The 14,144-nt window shown below is 71.6% G+C and carries 12 protein-coding genes and 1 tRNA gene; 5 read left to right on the top strand and 8 right to left on the bottom strand.

Features of this window, described 5'->3' with window-relative positions; all coding sequences use genetic code 11:
• Nucleotides 1-43 precede the first annotated feature (43 nt).
• A complete protein-coding gene (locus tag ACH4OA_RS09550; RefSeq protein WP_397968432.1) occupies nt 44-2,572 on the bottom strand; it encodes an ABC transporter permease in 2,529 nt (842 codons plus the stop codon).
• On the bottom strand, nt 2,572-3,342 hold the full coding sequence (locus tag ACH4OA_RS09545) for an ABC transporter ATP-binding protein (RefSeq protein WP_397946051.1): 771 nt from the start codon (nt 3,340-3,342) through the stop codon (nt 2,572-2,574). Before ACH4OA_RS09545 ends, ACH4OA_RS09550 begins: the two co-directional genes overlap by 1 nt.
• A 411-nt stretch (nt 3,343-3,753) precedes the next feature.
• Here ACH4OA_RS09545 and ACH4OA_RS09540 point away from each other — a divergent pair.
• The 3 genes from ACH4OA_RS09540 (at nt 3,754) to ACH4OA_RS09530 (ending at nt 6,326) form a co-directional block, all read left to right on the top strand.
• Nucleotides 3,754-3,837, top strand: a tRNA-Leu gene (locus ACH4OA_RS09540).
• 311 nt (nt 3,838-4,148) lie between these two features.
• Nucleotides 4,149-5,324, top strand: a complete 1,176-nt coding sequence (locus ACH4OA_RS09535) for a 4-hydroxybenzoate 3-monooxygenase (RefSeq protein ID WP_397968429.1) — start codon at nt 4,149-4,151, stop codon at nt 5,322-5,324.
• Nucleotides 5,325-5,471: 147 nt separating this feature from the next.
• Nucleotides 5,472-6,326 carry a Bax inhibitor-1/YccA family protein gene (locus ACH4OA_RS09530; protein ID WP_397968427.1) on the top strand — a complete coding sequence of 285 codons (855 nt, stop codon included), beginning with the start codon at nt 5,472-5,474 and terminating at the stop codon, nt 6,324-6,326.
• A gap of 57 nt (nt 6,327-6,383) precedes the next feature.
• Here the strand turns inward: ACH4OA_RS09530 and ACH4OA_RS09525 are convergent, their stop codons facing one another.
• Nucleotides 6,384-6,614 carry a DUF4287 domain-containing protein gene (locus ACH4OA_RS09525; protein WP_365874624.1) on the bottom strand — a complete coding sequence of 77 codons (231 nt, stop codon included), beginning with the start codon at nt 6,612-6,614 and terminating at the stop codon, nt 6,384-6,386.
• A gap of 98 nt (nt 6,615-6,712) precedes the next feature.
• Between ACH4OA_RS09525 and ACH4OA_RS09520 the strand changes: the two genes are divergently transcribed.
• Nucleotides 6,713-7,024, top strand: a complete 312-nt coding sequence (locus tag ACH4OA_RS09520; protein ID WP_365874626.1) for a hypothetical protein — start codon at nt 6,713-6,715, stop codon at nt 7,022-7,024.
• 32 nt (nt 7,025-7,056) lie between these two features.
• Here the strand turns inward: ACH4OA_RS09520 and ACH4OA_RS09515 are convergent, their stop codons facing one another.
• The 3 genes from ACH4OA_RS09515 to ACH4OA_RS09505 all read right to left on the bottom strand — a co-directional run bounded on the left by ACH4OA_RS09515 (nt 7,057) and on the right by ACH4OA_RS09505 (nt 10,616).
• On the bottom strand, nt 7,057-7,866 hold the full coding sequence (locus tag ACH4OA_RS09515; protein ID WP_397937998.1) for a hypothetical protein: 810 nt from the start codon (nt 7,864-7,866) through the stop codon (nt 7,057-7,059).
• Nucleotides 7,867-8,150: 284 nt separating this feature from the next.
• The gene (locus ACH4OA_RS09510; protein ID WP_397938000.1) at nt 8,151-9,371 is read right to left on the bottom strand and encodes an acetyl-CoA C-acetyltransferase; all 1,221 of its coding nucleotides are present in this window, start codon (nt 9,369-9,371) and stop codon (nt 8,151-8,153) included.
• A gap of 225 nt (nt 9,372-9,596) precedes the next feature.
• Entirely contained in the window at nt 9,597-10,616 is a 1,020-nt protein-coding gene (locus tag ACH4OA_RS09505; RefSeq protein ID WP_397938002.1) for an SGNH/GDSL hydrolase family protein, read from the bottom strand.
• Nucleotides 10,617-10,779: 163 nt separating this feature from the next.
• On the opposite strand from ACH4OA_RS09505, the gene ACH4OA_RS09500 reads away from it, so the two are divergent.
• Nucleotides 10,780-12,174, top strand: coding sequence for a cystathionine beta-synthase (locus tag ACH4OA_RS09500; RefSeq protein ID WP_397938004.1), 1,395 nt, complete (start codon nt 10,780-10,782; stop codon nt 12,172-12,174).
• Between the two features lie 280 nt (nt 12,175-12,454).
• Here ACH4OA_RS09500 and ACH4OA_RS09495 read toward each other — a convergent pair whose 3' ends face one another.
• On the bottom strand, nt 12,455-13,195 hold the full coding sequence (locus ACH4OA_RS09495) for a protein kinase (protein ID WP_397968424.1): 741 nt from the start codon (nt 13,193-13,195) through the stop codon (nt 12,455-12,457).
• 67 nt (nt 13,196-13,262) lie between these two features.
• Nucleotides 13,263-14,117: a radical SAM protein gene (locus ACH4OA_RS09490; RefSeq protein WP_397968749.1), complete on the bottom strand. Its 855-nt coding sequence runs from the start codon at nt 14,115-14,117 to the stop codon at nt 13,263-13,265.
• Nucleotides 14,118-14,144: the final 27 nt, after the last annotated feature.

Genomic DNA, 14,144 nt, shown 5'->3' with positions numbered 1-14,144 from the left:
GGCCCCGCCCCGCACTGCGGAGCGAGGCCCTGGGCACCCGCGGCTACTCGGCCTTGATGGCCGTCAGCACGTTCAGCCGGGCCGCGCGGCGGGCCGGCCACAGGGCGGCCAGGACGCCGACCGCGCCCGCCAGCAGCAGGAAGACCGCCATCCGGCCCCAGGGCAGCACCAGTTCGTACGTCGGCATCTTGGTGGCCAGCACCTGGCCGGCCGCCCAGCCGAAGAACACGCCCAGGCCGATCCCCAGCACCCCGCCGAACAGCGAGATCACCAGGGACTCCAGCCGGACCATCCGCTTGACCGCCCCGCGGTCCAGGCCGATGGCCCGCAGCATGCCGATCTCCTGCGCGCGCTCGAAGACGGACATGGCCAGCGTGTTGACGACGCCGAGCACCGCGACGATCACCGCCATGCCGAGCAGGCCGTAAACCATGTTCAGCATCAGCGTGAACGACTTGGCGATCTCCTGGGAGATGTCCCGCTTGTCCTGGACCCTGATCGCCGGGTTGTCGCCGAGGACCTTCTGCAGCGTGTCCTTGGCCGTGTCCGACGCGCCGTCCGCCGTCTTCACCATGACCTGCATGTCGGCCGGGTCGGTCAGGTGCGGGGTGAGGATCTCGTCGTCCACGATGACGCCGTGGAGCAGGTCGTTGCCCTCGTAGACGCCGGCGACCGTCAGCCGGCGCGCCGTACCGTCCTCGAAGTGCGCGGTGAACCGCGAACCGGCCCGCCAGCCGTGCTCCTCGGCCAGATCCCGGTCCACGACGGTCCGCGGGCCGCCCACCGCGAAGGAGCCGTCGGTCACCTCCAGGTCCGTCAGCTCGCCGATCGCGGCGCCGTCGACACCGGTCAGGTACTCGGTGCCGCCGTCGATCCGGGACTCCCCGTTGCGCAGCGGGCTGCTGGCGGTGACTCCGTCGGCGGCGGCCAGCTTCCTCGCCACGTCCGGCGAGAGCGGGCCGCGGTTGGCCATCGAGACCACGTAGTCGGCGCGGATCGCCGAACCGGCCATCTTGTCGATGGACGTCTGGAGGCTCCCGGCCATCACCGTCATCCCGGTGATCAGGGTCAGCCCGATCATCAGCGCCGAGGCGGTGGCCGCGGTACGGCGCGGGTTGCGCACCGAGTTGCGGCGGGCCAGCTTGCCGGCCATCCCGAAGGCGCGCAGCACCGGCGCGGCGGCGGCGATCAGCGGGCGGGACAGCAGCGGGGTCAGCACGAACACGCCGATGATCAGCAGGACGGCGCCGAGCCCCAGCACGCCCTGGCCGGTGTCCGCGTCCATCGCCGTCGCCGCGAGGACCACCGCGACACCGGCCGCCGCGAACAGCGCGCCCAGCGTGTTGCGCAGCACCAGGGACTTGGCGGTGGCGGTGGCGTGCACACTGCTCATCGCCGCCACCGGCGGGATCTTCGCGGCCCGGCGGCCCGGCAGCCAGGCGGCCAGCATGGTGACGACGACGCCGACCGCGAGGGCGGTGACCACCGTGCCGGGGGTGATCACCAGCGGCCCGTCCGGCACGCTCGCGCCGAAGGTGCCCAGCAGCGAGCGCAGACCCGCGCCGATGCCGATGCCGGCGGCCAGACCGGCCACGCCGGCCACCGCGCCGACGGCGAACGCCTCGGCGAGCACCGAGCGGGTGACCTGGCGGCGGGAGGCGCCGACCGCCCGCAGCAGGGCCAGCTCCCGGGTGCGCTGGGCGACCAGCATGGTGAAGGTGTTGGCGATGATGAACGTGCCGACGAACAGGGCGATGCCGGCGAACACCAGCAGGCCCTGCTTCATGCTGCTCATGGACGCGGAGATCGCCCGCGCCTGGTCGTCGGCGAGTCGCTCGCCGGTGGTGGTCGTCACCGGCGCGGCGGGCAGCGCCTTGTCCAGCGCGGCCTTGAGCGCCCTCTGGCTGGTGCCGGCCGCCGCGCGCACGTCGATCTCGTCGTAGGTGCCCTTCTTGCCGAACAGGGACTGCGCGGTCGGCGTGTCGAACAGGGCGAGGCTGCCGCCGGCGGCCACGTTGCCGTCGTCGGTGGTGAAGACGCCGCTGACGGTGGGGGTGAGGACCGGGCCGTCGACGGACAGGCGCACGGTGTCGCCGGTCTTCAGGCCGGCCCGGCGCGCGGTCGCCGAGTCGAGCAGCACCTCGTCCCGGCCGTGCGGGGCACGACCGCTGACCAGCGGATAGCGCGGGTCCTCGGAGCCCCAGTAGTTGCCGCCGGCGGACTGCCAGTCGCCGCCGACCAGCTTGCCGTCCTTGCCGGCGACGGCGGTGAAGCCGGTGACTACACCGGTGGCGGAGGCGGCGCCGGGCACCTTGGCGGCCCGGTCCAGCAGGGCCTGGGTCAGCTCGGGCCGGCGGCCCACCCGGTCGCCCTTCCCTTCCTGGTACTCGGGCCGGATGGCCACGTCGACCTGGTCGAAGCCCTTGGCGGAGCTCTTCTGGTAGGCGTCGGAGAGGGTGTTGGTGAACACCAGCGTCCCGGAGACGAACGCCACGCCGAGCAGGACGGCGAGCACGGTCATCAGCAGCCGGGCCTTGTGCGCGAGGACGTTGCGCAGGGCGGTGCGGAACATCAGCTGGTACGGCCCTTCGCGTCGAACTGCTTCATCGTGTCGAGGACGGACTCGGCGGAGGGGCCGTGTATCTCGTCCACGATCCGCCCGTCCGCGAGGAAGACGACGCGGTCGGCGTAGGCGGCGGCCACCGGGTCGTGGGTCACCATGACCACCGTCTGGCCCAGCTCGCGCACGGAGTTGCGCAGGAAGCCGAGCACCTCGGCGCCGGAGCGGGAGTCCAGGTTCCCGGTGGGCTCGTCGCCGAAGACGATGTCGGGCCGGGAGGCGAGGGCCCGGGCCACGGCGACCCGCTGCTGCTGGCCGCCGGAGAGCTGCGAGGGCCGGTGGCGCAGCCGCCCCGACAGCCCGACCATCTCGATGACCCGGTCCAGCCACGCCTTGTCCGGCCGGCGCCCGGCGATGTCCATCGGAAGGGTGATGTTCTCCAGGGCGGTGAGCGTCGGCAGCAGGTTGAACGCCTGGAAGATGAAGCCGATCTTGTCCCGGCGCAACCTGGTGAGCTGCTTGTCCTTCAGGGAGGCCAGTTCCGTGTCACCGATCCGGACGGACCCGGAGGAGAAGGTGTCCAGACCGGCCACGCAGTGCATCAGCGTGGACTTGCCGGACCCGGACGGGCCCATGATCGCGGTGAACTCGGCGGCCCGGAAGTCGACCGAGACCCGGTCCAGAGCGACCACCCGAGTCTCACCCTGCCCGTAGATCTTCGACAACTCCGTGGCGCGTGCGGCCACGGCGGTGGTCCGGCCGGCGGTGGGTGTGGTGGTCACGGGGTGGTGCTCCTGTCGGGACGGCGTAGTTCCTGGGGACCGTTCCATCGTCCCGGCGTGAACAGCGCGTGAAGTCAGCCGCTGTTCCGGTTCCGGAGGGCGACCCCGGTCGGACGGGAGGGCGCCGTGTCATACCTGGGGAGGACGGCCGACCCGGAGAGAGCGAGGGGGCGGGACAGCCGTCGGCTTGTTCAGAACCGGTGGACCGCCCTTGTTCAGACGGTGAAATTCCGTCATTTCACGTACACGCGCGCGCCTGTCACGCCAGGCTATTGGCAAGTGCGGATGGCGCGTTCCGTCGGCTGATGCACCCTCAGACGTCAATAAAATAAGACAACATCGGTCCACCCGTCCGCTGTCCGGGCGATGGGTCCCGATAGGCTCGGATCCTCGATGCGGAGCCCATGGCCTGCCCGGATGGTGGAATGCAGACACGGCGAGCTTAAACCTCGCTGCCCCTTCGCGGGCGTGCCGGTTCAAGTCCGGCTCCGGGCACTTTCCGCCTACGACGTCCGGCCGGCGTGCCACCGCTCTTCCGCCGAGCCTGCCCCGGTTGTCCCGTCTGAATCCCCACCGCTTTCCGCCCCGAGGCGACGCGCGGCCGGCCGGTCCGGCCGCGGCCCGCGCCCAGTGCCGAGGCGGTCTTCCCCTCCTTCCCCAGCTCCTCTCCGGCCCACCGGGCGCGTCCGGTTCCCGGGCGACCGTTGACACAGGGGCGTGCCCGGCCCGAAACTCGCACGCAATAGTGAAGAAAAGTTCACCAGGCGAACGAGAGCGGGAGCCGGTGGCGGAGAAGGGAGCGGGCGATGCGTACCACCGTGGGGATCATCGGGGCCGGTCCGGCCGGGCTCTTGCTCGCGCGGCTGCTGCACCGCGCCGGGATCGACTCGGTCGTGCTGGAGAGCCGGGACCGCGCCTACGTCGAGCAGCGGCAGCGGGCCGGGGTCCTGGAGCAGGGCACGGTCGACGTGCTGCGCGCCGCCGGGGCAGGCGAGCGGATGGACCGGGAGGGGCTGCGGCACGACGGGATCGAGCTGCGGTTCGGCCGGCGCCGGCACCGTGTCGATTTCCCCGCGCTCACCGGCGGGCGGTCCGTGACCGTCTACGCCCAGACCGAGGTCTGCAAGGACCTCATCGCGCTCCGGCTGGAGGAGGGCGGGCCGCTGCTGTTCGAGGCCGAGGCGCTGGCGGTGGAGGACGCGCAGGGCGACCGGCCGCGGATCCGCTTCCGGTACCAGGGGCGCGAGGAGGTGCTGGACTGCGCGTACGTCGTCGGCTGCGACGGCTTCTGGGGCGTGGCCCGGAAGGCGTTCCCGGCCGAGGTCTCACGGGTGTTCGAGCGGTCGTACCCGTACGCCTGGCTCGGCGTCCTCGCCGACGTCGCCCCCTCCCACGACGAACTCGTCTACGCCCGCCACGAGCGCGGCTTCGCCCTGCTCTCCATGCGGTCGCCGGCCGTGTCCCGGCTCTACCTCCAGGTGCCCGCCGGAACCGAGGCCGGCCAGTGGAGCGACGAGGAGATCTGGGACGAGCTGGAGCGGCGGCTGGAGACGGACGACGACTGGCGGCTGGAGCGCGGGCCCGTCACCCAGAAGTCGGTCACGCCGATGCGCTCCTTCGTGCACGAACCGATGCGGCACGGCCGGCTCTTCCTGGCCGGCGACGCCGCCCACATCGTGCCGCCGACCGGCGCCAAGGGGCTGAACCTGGCCGTCGGCGACGTCGTCACCCTCGCCCGGGCCCTCGCCCACGAGCAGGAGACCGGCTCCCCGGAACTCCTCGACGCCTACTCCGCGACCTGTCTGCGCCGGGTCTGGCAGGCCGAACGGTTCTCCTACGACATGACGACCCTGCTGCACACCGCCCCGGACGCCGACGCCTTCGACGCGCGGCTCCAGCGGGCCCGGCTGGAGCGGATCGCCTCCTCCCGCGCGGCCGAGACCGAGCTGGCCGAGGCGTACACGGGGTTTCCGCTCGGTTAGCCGCGCGTCCATGGCCGTGAACCGCCCGCCCGCGTAGCGTGTGGTGCGGCACGGCAGGGGAAAGATCCTCCTCAGGTAGCATGTGGATCTTTTGCCAATACATTACTCTTGAGCCAAGGCTGCATTCGGCAGTCATGGAGGAGTGAGATGAGGAGCAGCAACCCGGTCTTCTCGCGACGGGGCTTCAGCCGAGACAACGGCTACGCCGGCTTCAACACCGCACCGCAGGCCGGGTACGCACAGGCTGACCCGCACGCGCAGAACCCGTACGCGCAGAACCCGTACGCGCAGCCGGACGCCCGGTACGGCACCCAGGCCCCGGCCACCGCCGACCGGATGACCATGGACGACGTCGTCGTCCGCTCGGCCCTCACGCTCGGCACGGTCGCCGTCGGCGCCGTCCTCGCCTGGGCGCTGCTGCCGGTCTCCGGCACCAGTTACGGCCTGGCGATCGGCTCCGCGCTGGTCGCGTTCGTGCTGGCGATGGTGCAGAGCTTCAAGCGCACCCCGTCGCCCGCGCTGATCCTCGGGTACGCCGCCTTCGAGGGCGTCTTCCTGGGCGTGTTCAGCGAGATGTTCAACAGCCGCTGGAGCGGCGCCCCGTTCCAGGCGGTGCTCGGCACCATGGCGGTCTCGGCCGCGACCCTGCTGGTCTACAAGGCCGGCTGGATCCGCGTCACCGCACGCTACGCCCGCATCGGCATCTCCATCGCGGTCGCCTTCATGGTGGTCATGGCGGTCAACCTGCTGCTGGTGGCCTTCGGCGTCGCCGAGAACGGCGGTCTGCGCAGCTTCGGCCCGCTCGGCGCGATCGTCGGCATCCTCGCGATCGTGCTCGGCGCGTTCTTCCTGACCCTGGACTTCAAGCAGATCGAGGACGGCATCGCCTACGGCGCGCCGCGCAACGAGTCCTGGCTCGCCGCGTTCGGCCTCACCATGACCCTGGTGTGGATCTACGTGGAGATGCTGCGGCTGGTGGCGATCTTCAGCAGCAACGACTAGCGCCCCGGCGCGCGTCGCGGCAGGGCCCCGGGCGATCCGCCCGGGGCCCTGTGCCGTTCAGAGCAGCCTGCGCGCCGCCCTCCTCAGGTCGTACTCGTGCACGATCGCCTTGGCGTGGCCGTACGCCAGGTGGTACTCGTGCCGGAGCCAGCTGACCTTCTCCTCGAAACGGAACAGGGCCGGGCCTTCTTCGACGGCGCGCAGCCAGTCGGTGACCTCACGACCGGTGCAGCGCGGGATGCGGGCGAGCAGGTTGCGGTGGGTCTCCTCGGACAAGACGTGGGACATCGGCGCCTCCGTACACAAAGGGGATGTAAGCCGGTCCTTCACGTCACCGTGCCCGAGCGTGCGCGTCTTGGCAACAGTGCGCGCGCTACCCTCGCCGGGTGGTTGATACGACGCCCCTGACCCAAGCAGTGGATCACTTCGCCGACCGGTTGCGGGCCGCGCCGCAGAGCCGGCTCCAGCGCGGGGCCGCGGCCCAGGCGCTGGACGTGGCCCGGGAACTGTCCCGGCGCGCCCAGTTGAGGGAGGAGCCCGGACGCACGCCGCGGGAGATGCCGGACGCCGGCATGTTCGCCGCGGCGGACCAGATCCTCGTGGCCGCGCACGACCTGGCCGTGCTGCTGGAGAGCGACGAGGAGGTCGCCGAGGCCGTGCGGCTGGTGGAGGAGGCGCGGCAGCGGGCCGGGGTGTGAGGGCCCCGAGGCGCCGGCTACAGGAAGGGGCGTCACAGGGACGCGATGACCCGGTCGGCCAGGACGTAGACCATGTCCTCGCCGCACGCGAACGTCAGGGTGTAGGCGCCGGAGACGCCCGAACCGCCCAGCAGATAGGGGGTCTCGCCCGCCTCCAGGGCCACGGCCAGGCGTTCGGCCGGCTCGCGGTGGCCCGGGGTCATGCACAGGGTGGTGCCGTCGGCGAAGACGTACACGTCGAGCGTGCCCAGCGGGCCGGGGCGGACGTCGGAGAGCCGGACCTGTCCCTCGGCGAGCTGCTCCAGCGTGGCCGCCGTGCCCTCGTGGTCGTTCACGGCCGCCGGCTGCGCCGGGACGAACTCGGGGTGCGAGGGGTGCCGGCGGCGGGCGGCGGCCAGTTCCGGGGACTCTCCTGCGGACGGGACGCCCCCGGAGAACTCGTCGCCGTCGCCGGACGGCTCGGCCACCGGCTCCAGCGGCTCCAGGCCCGCGAAGTCCGCCTGCCGGGGCAGGAACAGATCGGCCTCGGGCAGTCCGAACAGCGACGGCGCGTCGGCCGCGTCACGGGCCTCCTGCGCCGCCCAGAAGGCGCGCGCCTCGGCCAGTTCGCGCTCCCGCTCCTCGGCGAGCGCCTCGGCCACGGCCGCGCGTATCCGGTCGGCGTCGACGGCGGGCCGGGCGTGCGGCACCAGGGCCCGCGCGGTGGCCGCCTGGTCGTCGGCCAGCTGCCGCTGCAACGCGCCGAGCTGGCGGCGCAGCTTCAGCACGGTGCGCAGGACGGCGACGCCCACGGCGCCGGTGGCTGCCGTGGTGAGCAGCAGGGCGATCGGCATGGCGCTCACTGACGTACTCCCGGTTCAAGGTCGACCCCCCGACTTCCTACATCAGCTTGAAGGGTGGACTAACCAACTGTCAGTGCGTAACGTCACGAATCGGGCATGACTTGCGACGCATGGCGTCGTCGTACGCCGGGCCGGTCCGCGCTGACCTGCACCGATGCGCACGGCGAGCGAGATAGGTCACATCCTGGGGGAGATTGGGTCACGGAAAGGCCCAGAACCGTGGTGTTTCCCCGGTTCTGGGCACTGCCGCGACGAAGCGTGCGCGGTCCGCTACGGACGGTGGGTCAGCTGAGGCGCTCGATGACCATCGCCATGCCCTGGCCGCCGCCGACGCACATCGTCTCCAGGCCGAACTGCTTGTCGTGCCACTGGAGGGAGTTGATGAGGGTGCCGGTGATGCGGGCGCCCGTCATGCCGAAGGGGTGGCCGACGGCGATGGCGCCGCCGTTGACGTTCAGCTTGTCCAGGTCGATGCCCAGCTCGCGGTAGGAGGGGATCACCTGGGCGGCGAACGCCTCGTTGATCTCGACCAGGTCGATGTCGCCGATGCCCAGGCCGGCGCGGCGGAGGGCCTGCTTGCTGGCCTCCACCGGGCCGAGGCCCATGATCTCGGGCGAGAGGCCGGAGACGCCGGTGGAGACGATCCGGGCGAGCGGGGTCAGGCCCAGCTCGCGGGCCTTGGTGTCGGACATGATGACGAGCGCGGCGGCGCCGTCGTTGAGCGGGCAGCAGTTGCCGGCGGTGACGAGCCCGTCCGGGCGGAAGACCGGCTTCAGACCCTGGACGCCCTCCAGGGTGACGCCGGGGCGCGGGCCGTCGTCCTTGGCGACCACCGTGCCGTCGGGCAGCGTCACCGGGGTGATCTCGCGCTCCCAGAAGCCGTTCTTGATGGCCTGCTCGGCGAGGTTCTGCGAGCGGACGCCGAACTCGTCCATCTCCTCGCGGGTGACGCCCTTCAGGCGGGCGAGGTTCTCGGCGGTCTGGCCCATCGCGATGTACGGGTCGGGCAGCAGGCCGTCCTCGCGCGGGTCGTGCCAGGTCGTGCCCTCCTGGTGGGCGACGGCCTCGGTGCGGGCCTCCGCCTCGGCGAACAGCGGGTTGTGCGTGTCCGGCAGGCCGTCGGAGCTGCCCTTGACGTAGCGGGAGACCGTCTCGACGCCGGCCGAGATGAAGACGTCGCCCTCGCCGGCCTTGATGGCGTGCAGCGCCATACGGGAGGTCTGCAGGGAGGAGGAGCAGTACCGGGTGACCGTGCAGCCCGGCAGGTGGTCCATGCCCATCTGCACGGCGACGACCCGGCCGAGGTTGTGGCCCTGCTCGCCGCCGGGCAGACCGCAGCCGAGCATCAGGTCGTCGATGTCCGCGGGGTCCAGCTCGGGGACCTTGGCGAGCGCGGCCTGGATGATCGTGGCGGTCAGGTCGTCGGGGCGCAGGTCCTTCAGGGAGCCCTTGTTCGCGCGGCCGATGGGAGAGCGGGCGGTCGAGACGATGACGGCTTCGGGCATCACGGCTCCAGGGGAAGGATGTCGGGCAGGGCCGTCTGGGAAGTTACCCGTCCGTACCCGAGCGGTCATCGGTGTCGGGGTGTGACACTGGCCGCAATTTTCTAAGCGCTTGCTTTTTCCGGGGTCCCGGGCTGCCTCCGGGGTCCCGGGTGGTCTCCGTCCCGGGCGGCCTCCGGGGGTCTCCCGGGCCGACCGGGTCTCCTGCCGCCCGGGTTTCACACGCCGTCACCCGGTCGGTGCCGCCGGCTCGGCCTCCGGGACCCGGCGCCGCCGCCTGCGCTTCAGCAGGGCCCAGGGGCCGCGCGGACCGGCGGGCATGGCCGCGGTGACCTCCGTACCGGCCTCCGAGGCGGCCTCGGCCGCGGCCCGGGCGACCGGCAGGAAGCCCTCGCGGCGCGACACGTCCGGCCGTTCCTCCTCCGCCGGCCACAGGCCCAGCGCCGCGCACACCGTGGGCAGGACGGCCATCGCCGCGGTGGCGTACCCCTCCGCCGACGGGTGGTACTGGTCCGGTCCGAACAGCTCGCGCGGGTTTGCCGCGAACTCGGGGCCGAGCAGATCGCCCAGCGACACCGTGCGCCCGCCCTGCTCGACCACCCCGATCGTCTGCGCCGCGGCGAGCTGCCGGGACGCCCGCCGGGCCAGCCAGCGCAGCGGCTGCTGCACCGGCTCGATCGTGCCGAGGTCGGGACAGGTGCCGACCACCACCTCGGCGCCGGCCGTGCGCAGCCGCCGGACCGCCGCCGACAGGTGCCGTACCGAACGGGTCGGCGGCATCCGCTGGGTCACGTCGTTGGCGCCGATCATCACCACGCAGACGTCCGGGACGGGCGAGGGCGACGACAGCACCACGGAGACCTGCCGGTCCAGGTCGTCGGACCGGGCGCCGGGCACCGCCACGGTCCGCAGTTCCACCGGCCGCTCCGCCACCGCCGCCAGACCGGAGGCCAGCAGCGCGCCCGGCGTCTGGCCCGCCCGGTGCACGCCCTGCCCCGCCGCCGTGGAGTCGCCGAGCATGGTCAGGCGCAGGGGCGGCTCGCCGGGCACGTCGTACGCGCGGCCGTACCCGCCGTCGGCCACCGGCACCCGGCCGCCGGTCCCGTTGCCCACCTGGCGCCGCGCCAGCCGCATCTCCGCCAGCACCAGCCCGACGACGGCCGCGCCGGCCAGCCCCGCCCCGCCACCGCCGTACGCCGCTCCGGCCGCGATCCGCCGGGCCACCCGTGCCCTCGACATGCTCGTCATGCGCCGCCGCCACCTCCTCATAGCCGTACACCCACTCCTTGCCCCGTACGGACCGTGCGTCAATCTCGACGGCGAGTGAACGGACCGCGCCCGCCGCGCGGCTGGCCTTAGGCTGGCGGCACCACTACGAACATGTCTTTTCATGCAGCGACCGGAGACAACGGTGCGATACCACGACTCGATGATCAGCCTCGTCGGCAACACCCCGCTGGTGCGGCTCAACAACGTGACCAAGGGGATCCAGGCGACCGTCCTGGCGAAGGTGGAGTACTTCAACCCGGGCGGCTCCGTGAAGGACCGCATCGCCCTGCGCATGATCGAGGCCGCCGAGCAGAGCGGGGAGCTGCGGCCGGGCGGCACGATCGTCGAGCCGACCAGTGGCAACACCGGTGTGGGACTGGCCATCGTGGCCCAGCAGAAGGGCTACAAGTGCATCTTCGTGTGCCCCGACAAGGTGAGCACCGACAAGATCAACGTGCTGCGCGCGTACGGCGCCGAGGTCGTCGTCTGCCCGACCGCCGTGGCGCCGGAGCACCCGGACTCCTACTACAACGTCTCCGACCGGCTCGTCCGTGAGACCCCGGGCGCCTGGAAGCCCGACCAGTACTCCAACCCCAACAACCCGCTCTCGCACTATCACTCGACCGGCCCCGAACTGTGGGAGCAGACCGAGGGGAAGATCACCCACTTCGTGGCGGGCGTCGGCACCGGCGGCACCATCTCCGGCACCGGCCGCTACCTGAAGGAGGCCAGCCAGGGCGCGGTCAAGGTCGTCGGCGCCGACCCGGAGGGCTCGGTGTACTCCGGCGGCTCCGGGCGGCCGTACCTGGTCGAGGGCGTCGGCGAGGACTTCTGGCCGACCGCCTACGACCGCGAGGTCGCCGACGAGATCGTCGCCGTCTCCGACAAGGACTCCTTCCAGATGACCCGCCGGCTGGCCAAGGAGGAGGGCCTGCTCGTGGGCGGCTCCTGCGGCATGGCCGTCGTGGCGGCGCTGAAGGTCGCCGAGCGGCTCGGCCCGGACGACGTCGTGGTGGTGCTCCTGCCCGACAGCGGCCGCGGCTACCTGAGCAAGATCTTCAACGACGAGTGGATCAGCCAGCACGGGTTCAGCGAGCAGCCCTCGACCGGCCAGACCGTCGGCGCGGTGCTGGAGCACAAGGCGGAGACGGAGGGTGGCATCCCCAGCTTCGTGCACGTGCACCCCTCCGAGACCGTGGCGGAGGCGATCAGCGTGCTGCGGGAGTTCGGGGTGTCGCAGATGCCGGTGGTGGCCCCTGGAGCGGGTCACCCCGACGTGATGGCGGGCGAGGTCATCGGTGCGGTGGAGGAGCGGGAGCTGCTCCACGCCCTGGTGGCCGACCGCGCTCCCTCTGACGCTCCGCTGGAGAAGTACATGTCCGATCCTCTTCCGGTCGTCGGGTCCGGCGAACCGGTGGAACGGCTCATGACGGCCCTGGAAGGCCGAGACGCCGCGGTAGTGCTGGTGGACGGCAAGCCGGCAGGCATCGTCACCCGTCAGGACCTCCTGGCCTTCCTCGCCAACCCCACCAGGTGACACAGACCGAACGAGCGGACCGCCCAAGAGCCGAGCAGTCTCCTGCCTCGGATCACTGAAGAGTCCCCGCCCGAGAGCCCCGGCCCAGCAGACGGACCGGGGCTCTCGGGCGTCTGTGCGGGGGACCAGCCGATGGGGTGAGGCGGTCACACGCCCGGTGCGAGTTCTCCGGGCGTCGGGGCCGGGGTGAACTCGGTGGCCTGACTCGCGCAGGCGTACAAGGTCACCCCGGGGTAGGGGATGCGGTGTGTCGCGGGGGGCCTTTCTCGCCGTGGTGCCCTCAGCTCACGGCGATCCCCCGATAGTCCGTCCATGCCTGGCACGCGTCGACCATGGCCTTCAGCCACTCGGCGTCAGGGTGCCGCTGCGCATAGGACCGGTGCATCCGCAGGTTGGCCGCTGCGAACGCATCGACCGCTCCGGGCTGAGCCCGGTGCCAGGCAGGACACTGGGTGGCCCACCGCTCGGCGTGCGCCGGACCGTGGCCGGCCGCAACGAGCTGCACGACCAACAGGGCAAGGTCGATGAACCCCGCGCCCCTGGTCGGCCAAGCCCAGTCAACGACCCAATCCCTGCTTCCCAGCAGGAAGTTGTTCGGGTTGATATCCGTGTGGAGCAGGGAGTCACCCCGGAACAACGACGCCTCGGCAGGGTCCGCGGTGTAACGGTCCCACCGCGTCTCCGTCCACTCCTTGGCAACGTCGGGTAGGGGCAGCTCCCCGATGCGGTGCACGAGATCGACCACCTTGGGCACGTCCGGAGAGCCGGGCGTGACGACCGCCCTCCGGGCCTTGACCGCCTCGAACCCCAGGATGAGCCATTCGTCGTCTTCCACATCCCAGAGCAAGGGCGGCGCGACCATGCTTGTGTAGTCGTTGATCAACCGTTCCCGGATGAGCGATTCCCGCCGCCCGCCATGATGGTTGCGGGCCGCTTTGACGAAGAACCAGCCCTCGTCACAGTCGACAAGGGCTGTCAGGTCCGAACTGAACCCCCGCTCGGTCCGCTCGATGCTGGCCACTGGACCCGTGTACTGCTGGATCAGGGGAAGGATCTGGGCCGCTGGACTGTCGGTGTGCATGTGTCGTCTAGTTCCTCGGAGAACACGAGCTGCCCGGAAAACCCGGACTGCATTCCTCGTTGCCGGGTCCCTCGTCACTCTCGTTGTCCGGACCGCACGGGCTGTTGGGACCGCAACTTCGGGAAACGACGGCTCCGCGCGTCGTCTGCCGGATGAACGCGCTCGCCTCAGCCATTTGGGGGCCGGCGAGGATCGCGCCGAGCGGTGCGGCCTGAACGTTTCCCACCTCCAACCACGTGGAGAACACGCACGGCGACACCTTGCCGTCCGGCGCGACGGACGCCCGCCCGTCCCCGCATCGCCCGCACAGGCCGTCCGGGCACGGCTTCTGTCCGTTTGCCGCACGGCCGAAGGGCCGGACGTGATCAACGCGTACGTCTTTCACGCCGAGCGAGGTCAGCTCCTGCCGCGCGGCGTCACCGGCGTCGGTCGGATCGGGAACGATCACGGATACGCGGATCGGGATGCCGGTCTTCACCGCCTTCTCGGTGTTTGCCCGCGTGCGGACATGGCTGTTCCGGCGCGTGACCGCGTTGTGCGCGGCCTCGGAGCCGTAGTAGGACGTGGCCAGACTGACGCCCGGTCGCTGAAGCAGCGTCCACCAGGCCGCATTCAGGTGCACCATGTTGCTGTAGACCTCGACGGCCAGGCCGAGGGCCAGGGCGTGGTCGACGAGGGCCGGCGCGTCGGGGTGCATGGTGACCTCGCCCCCGGTGAACTGCACGTGGCGGACGCCGGCTGCGCCGGTCTGGTCGATCACGCGCGTCCAGTCCTCGACGGTCATGGAACCGTGGATCCCGTCCGGCCCGGAGCCGTTGTGGCAGTGCCCACAGTCGAGCTGGCACTTCCGGGTGAGGTCCAGCCATAAGAGGTCGGGCCCGTCCCGGCC

It is taken from the genome of Streptomyces sp. NPDC017095 (assembly GCF_044332325.1).
Classification (GTDB): Bacteria; Actinomycetota; Actinomycetes; order Streptomycetales; family Streptomycetaceae; genus Streptomyces.
Note: the sequence above shows the minus strand (reverse complement) of the source record. Positions and strands in the feature narration are given on the sequence as shown.

Bases quoted from the DNA above. Each gene is read 5' to 3' on its own strand.
- ACH4OA_RS09525 (WP_365874624.1), bottom strand. From the start codon at position 6,614: ATGTCCCACGTCTTGTCCGAGGAGACCCACCGCAACCTGCTCGCCCGC.
- ACH4OA_RS09505 (WP_397938002.1), bottom strand. From the start codon at position 10,616: ATGACGAGCATGTCGAGGGCACGGGTGGCCCGGCGGATCGCGGCCGGA.
- ACH4OA_RS09535 (WP_397968429.1), top strand. From the start codon at position 4,149: ATGCGTACCACCGTGGGGATCATCGGGGCCGGTCCGGCCGGGCTCTTG.
- ACH4OA_RS09530 (WP_397968427.1), top strand. From the start codon at position 5,472: ATGAGGAGCAGCAACCCGGTCTTCTCGCGACGGGGCTTCAGCCGAGAC.
- ACH4OA_RS09550 (WP_397968432.1), bottom strand. From the start codon at position 2,572: ATGTTCCGCACCGCCCTGCGCAACGTCCTCGCGCACAAGGCCCGGCTG.
- ACH4OA_RS09510 (WP_397938000.1), bottom strand. From the start codon at position 9,371: ATGCCCGAAGCCGTCATCGTCTCGACCGCCCGCTCTCCCATCGGCCGC.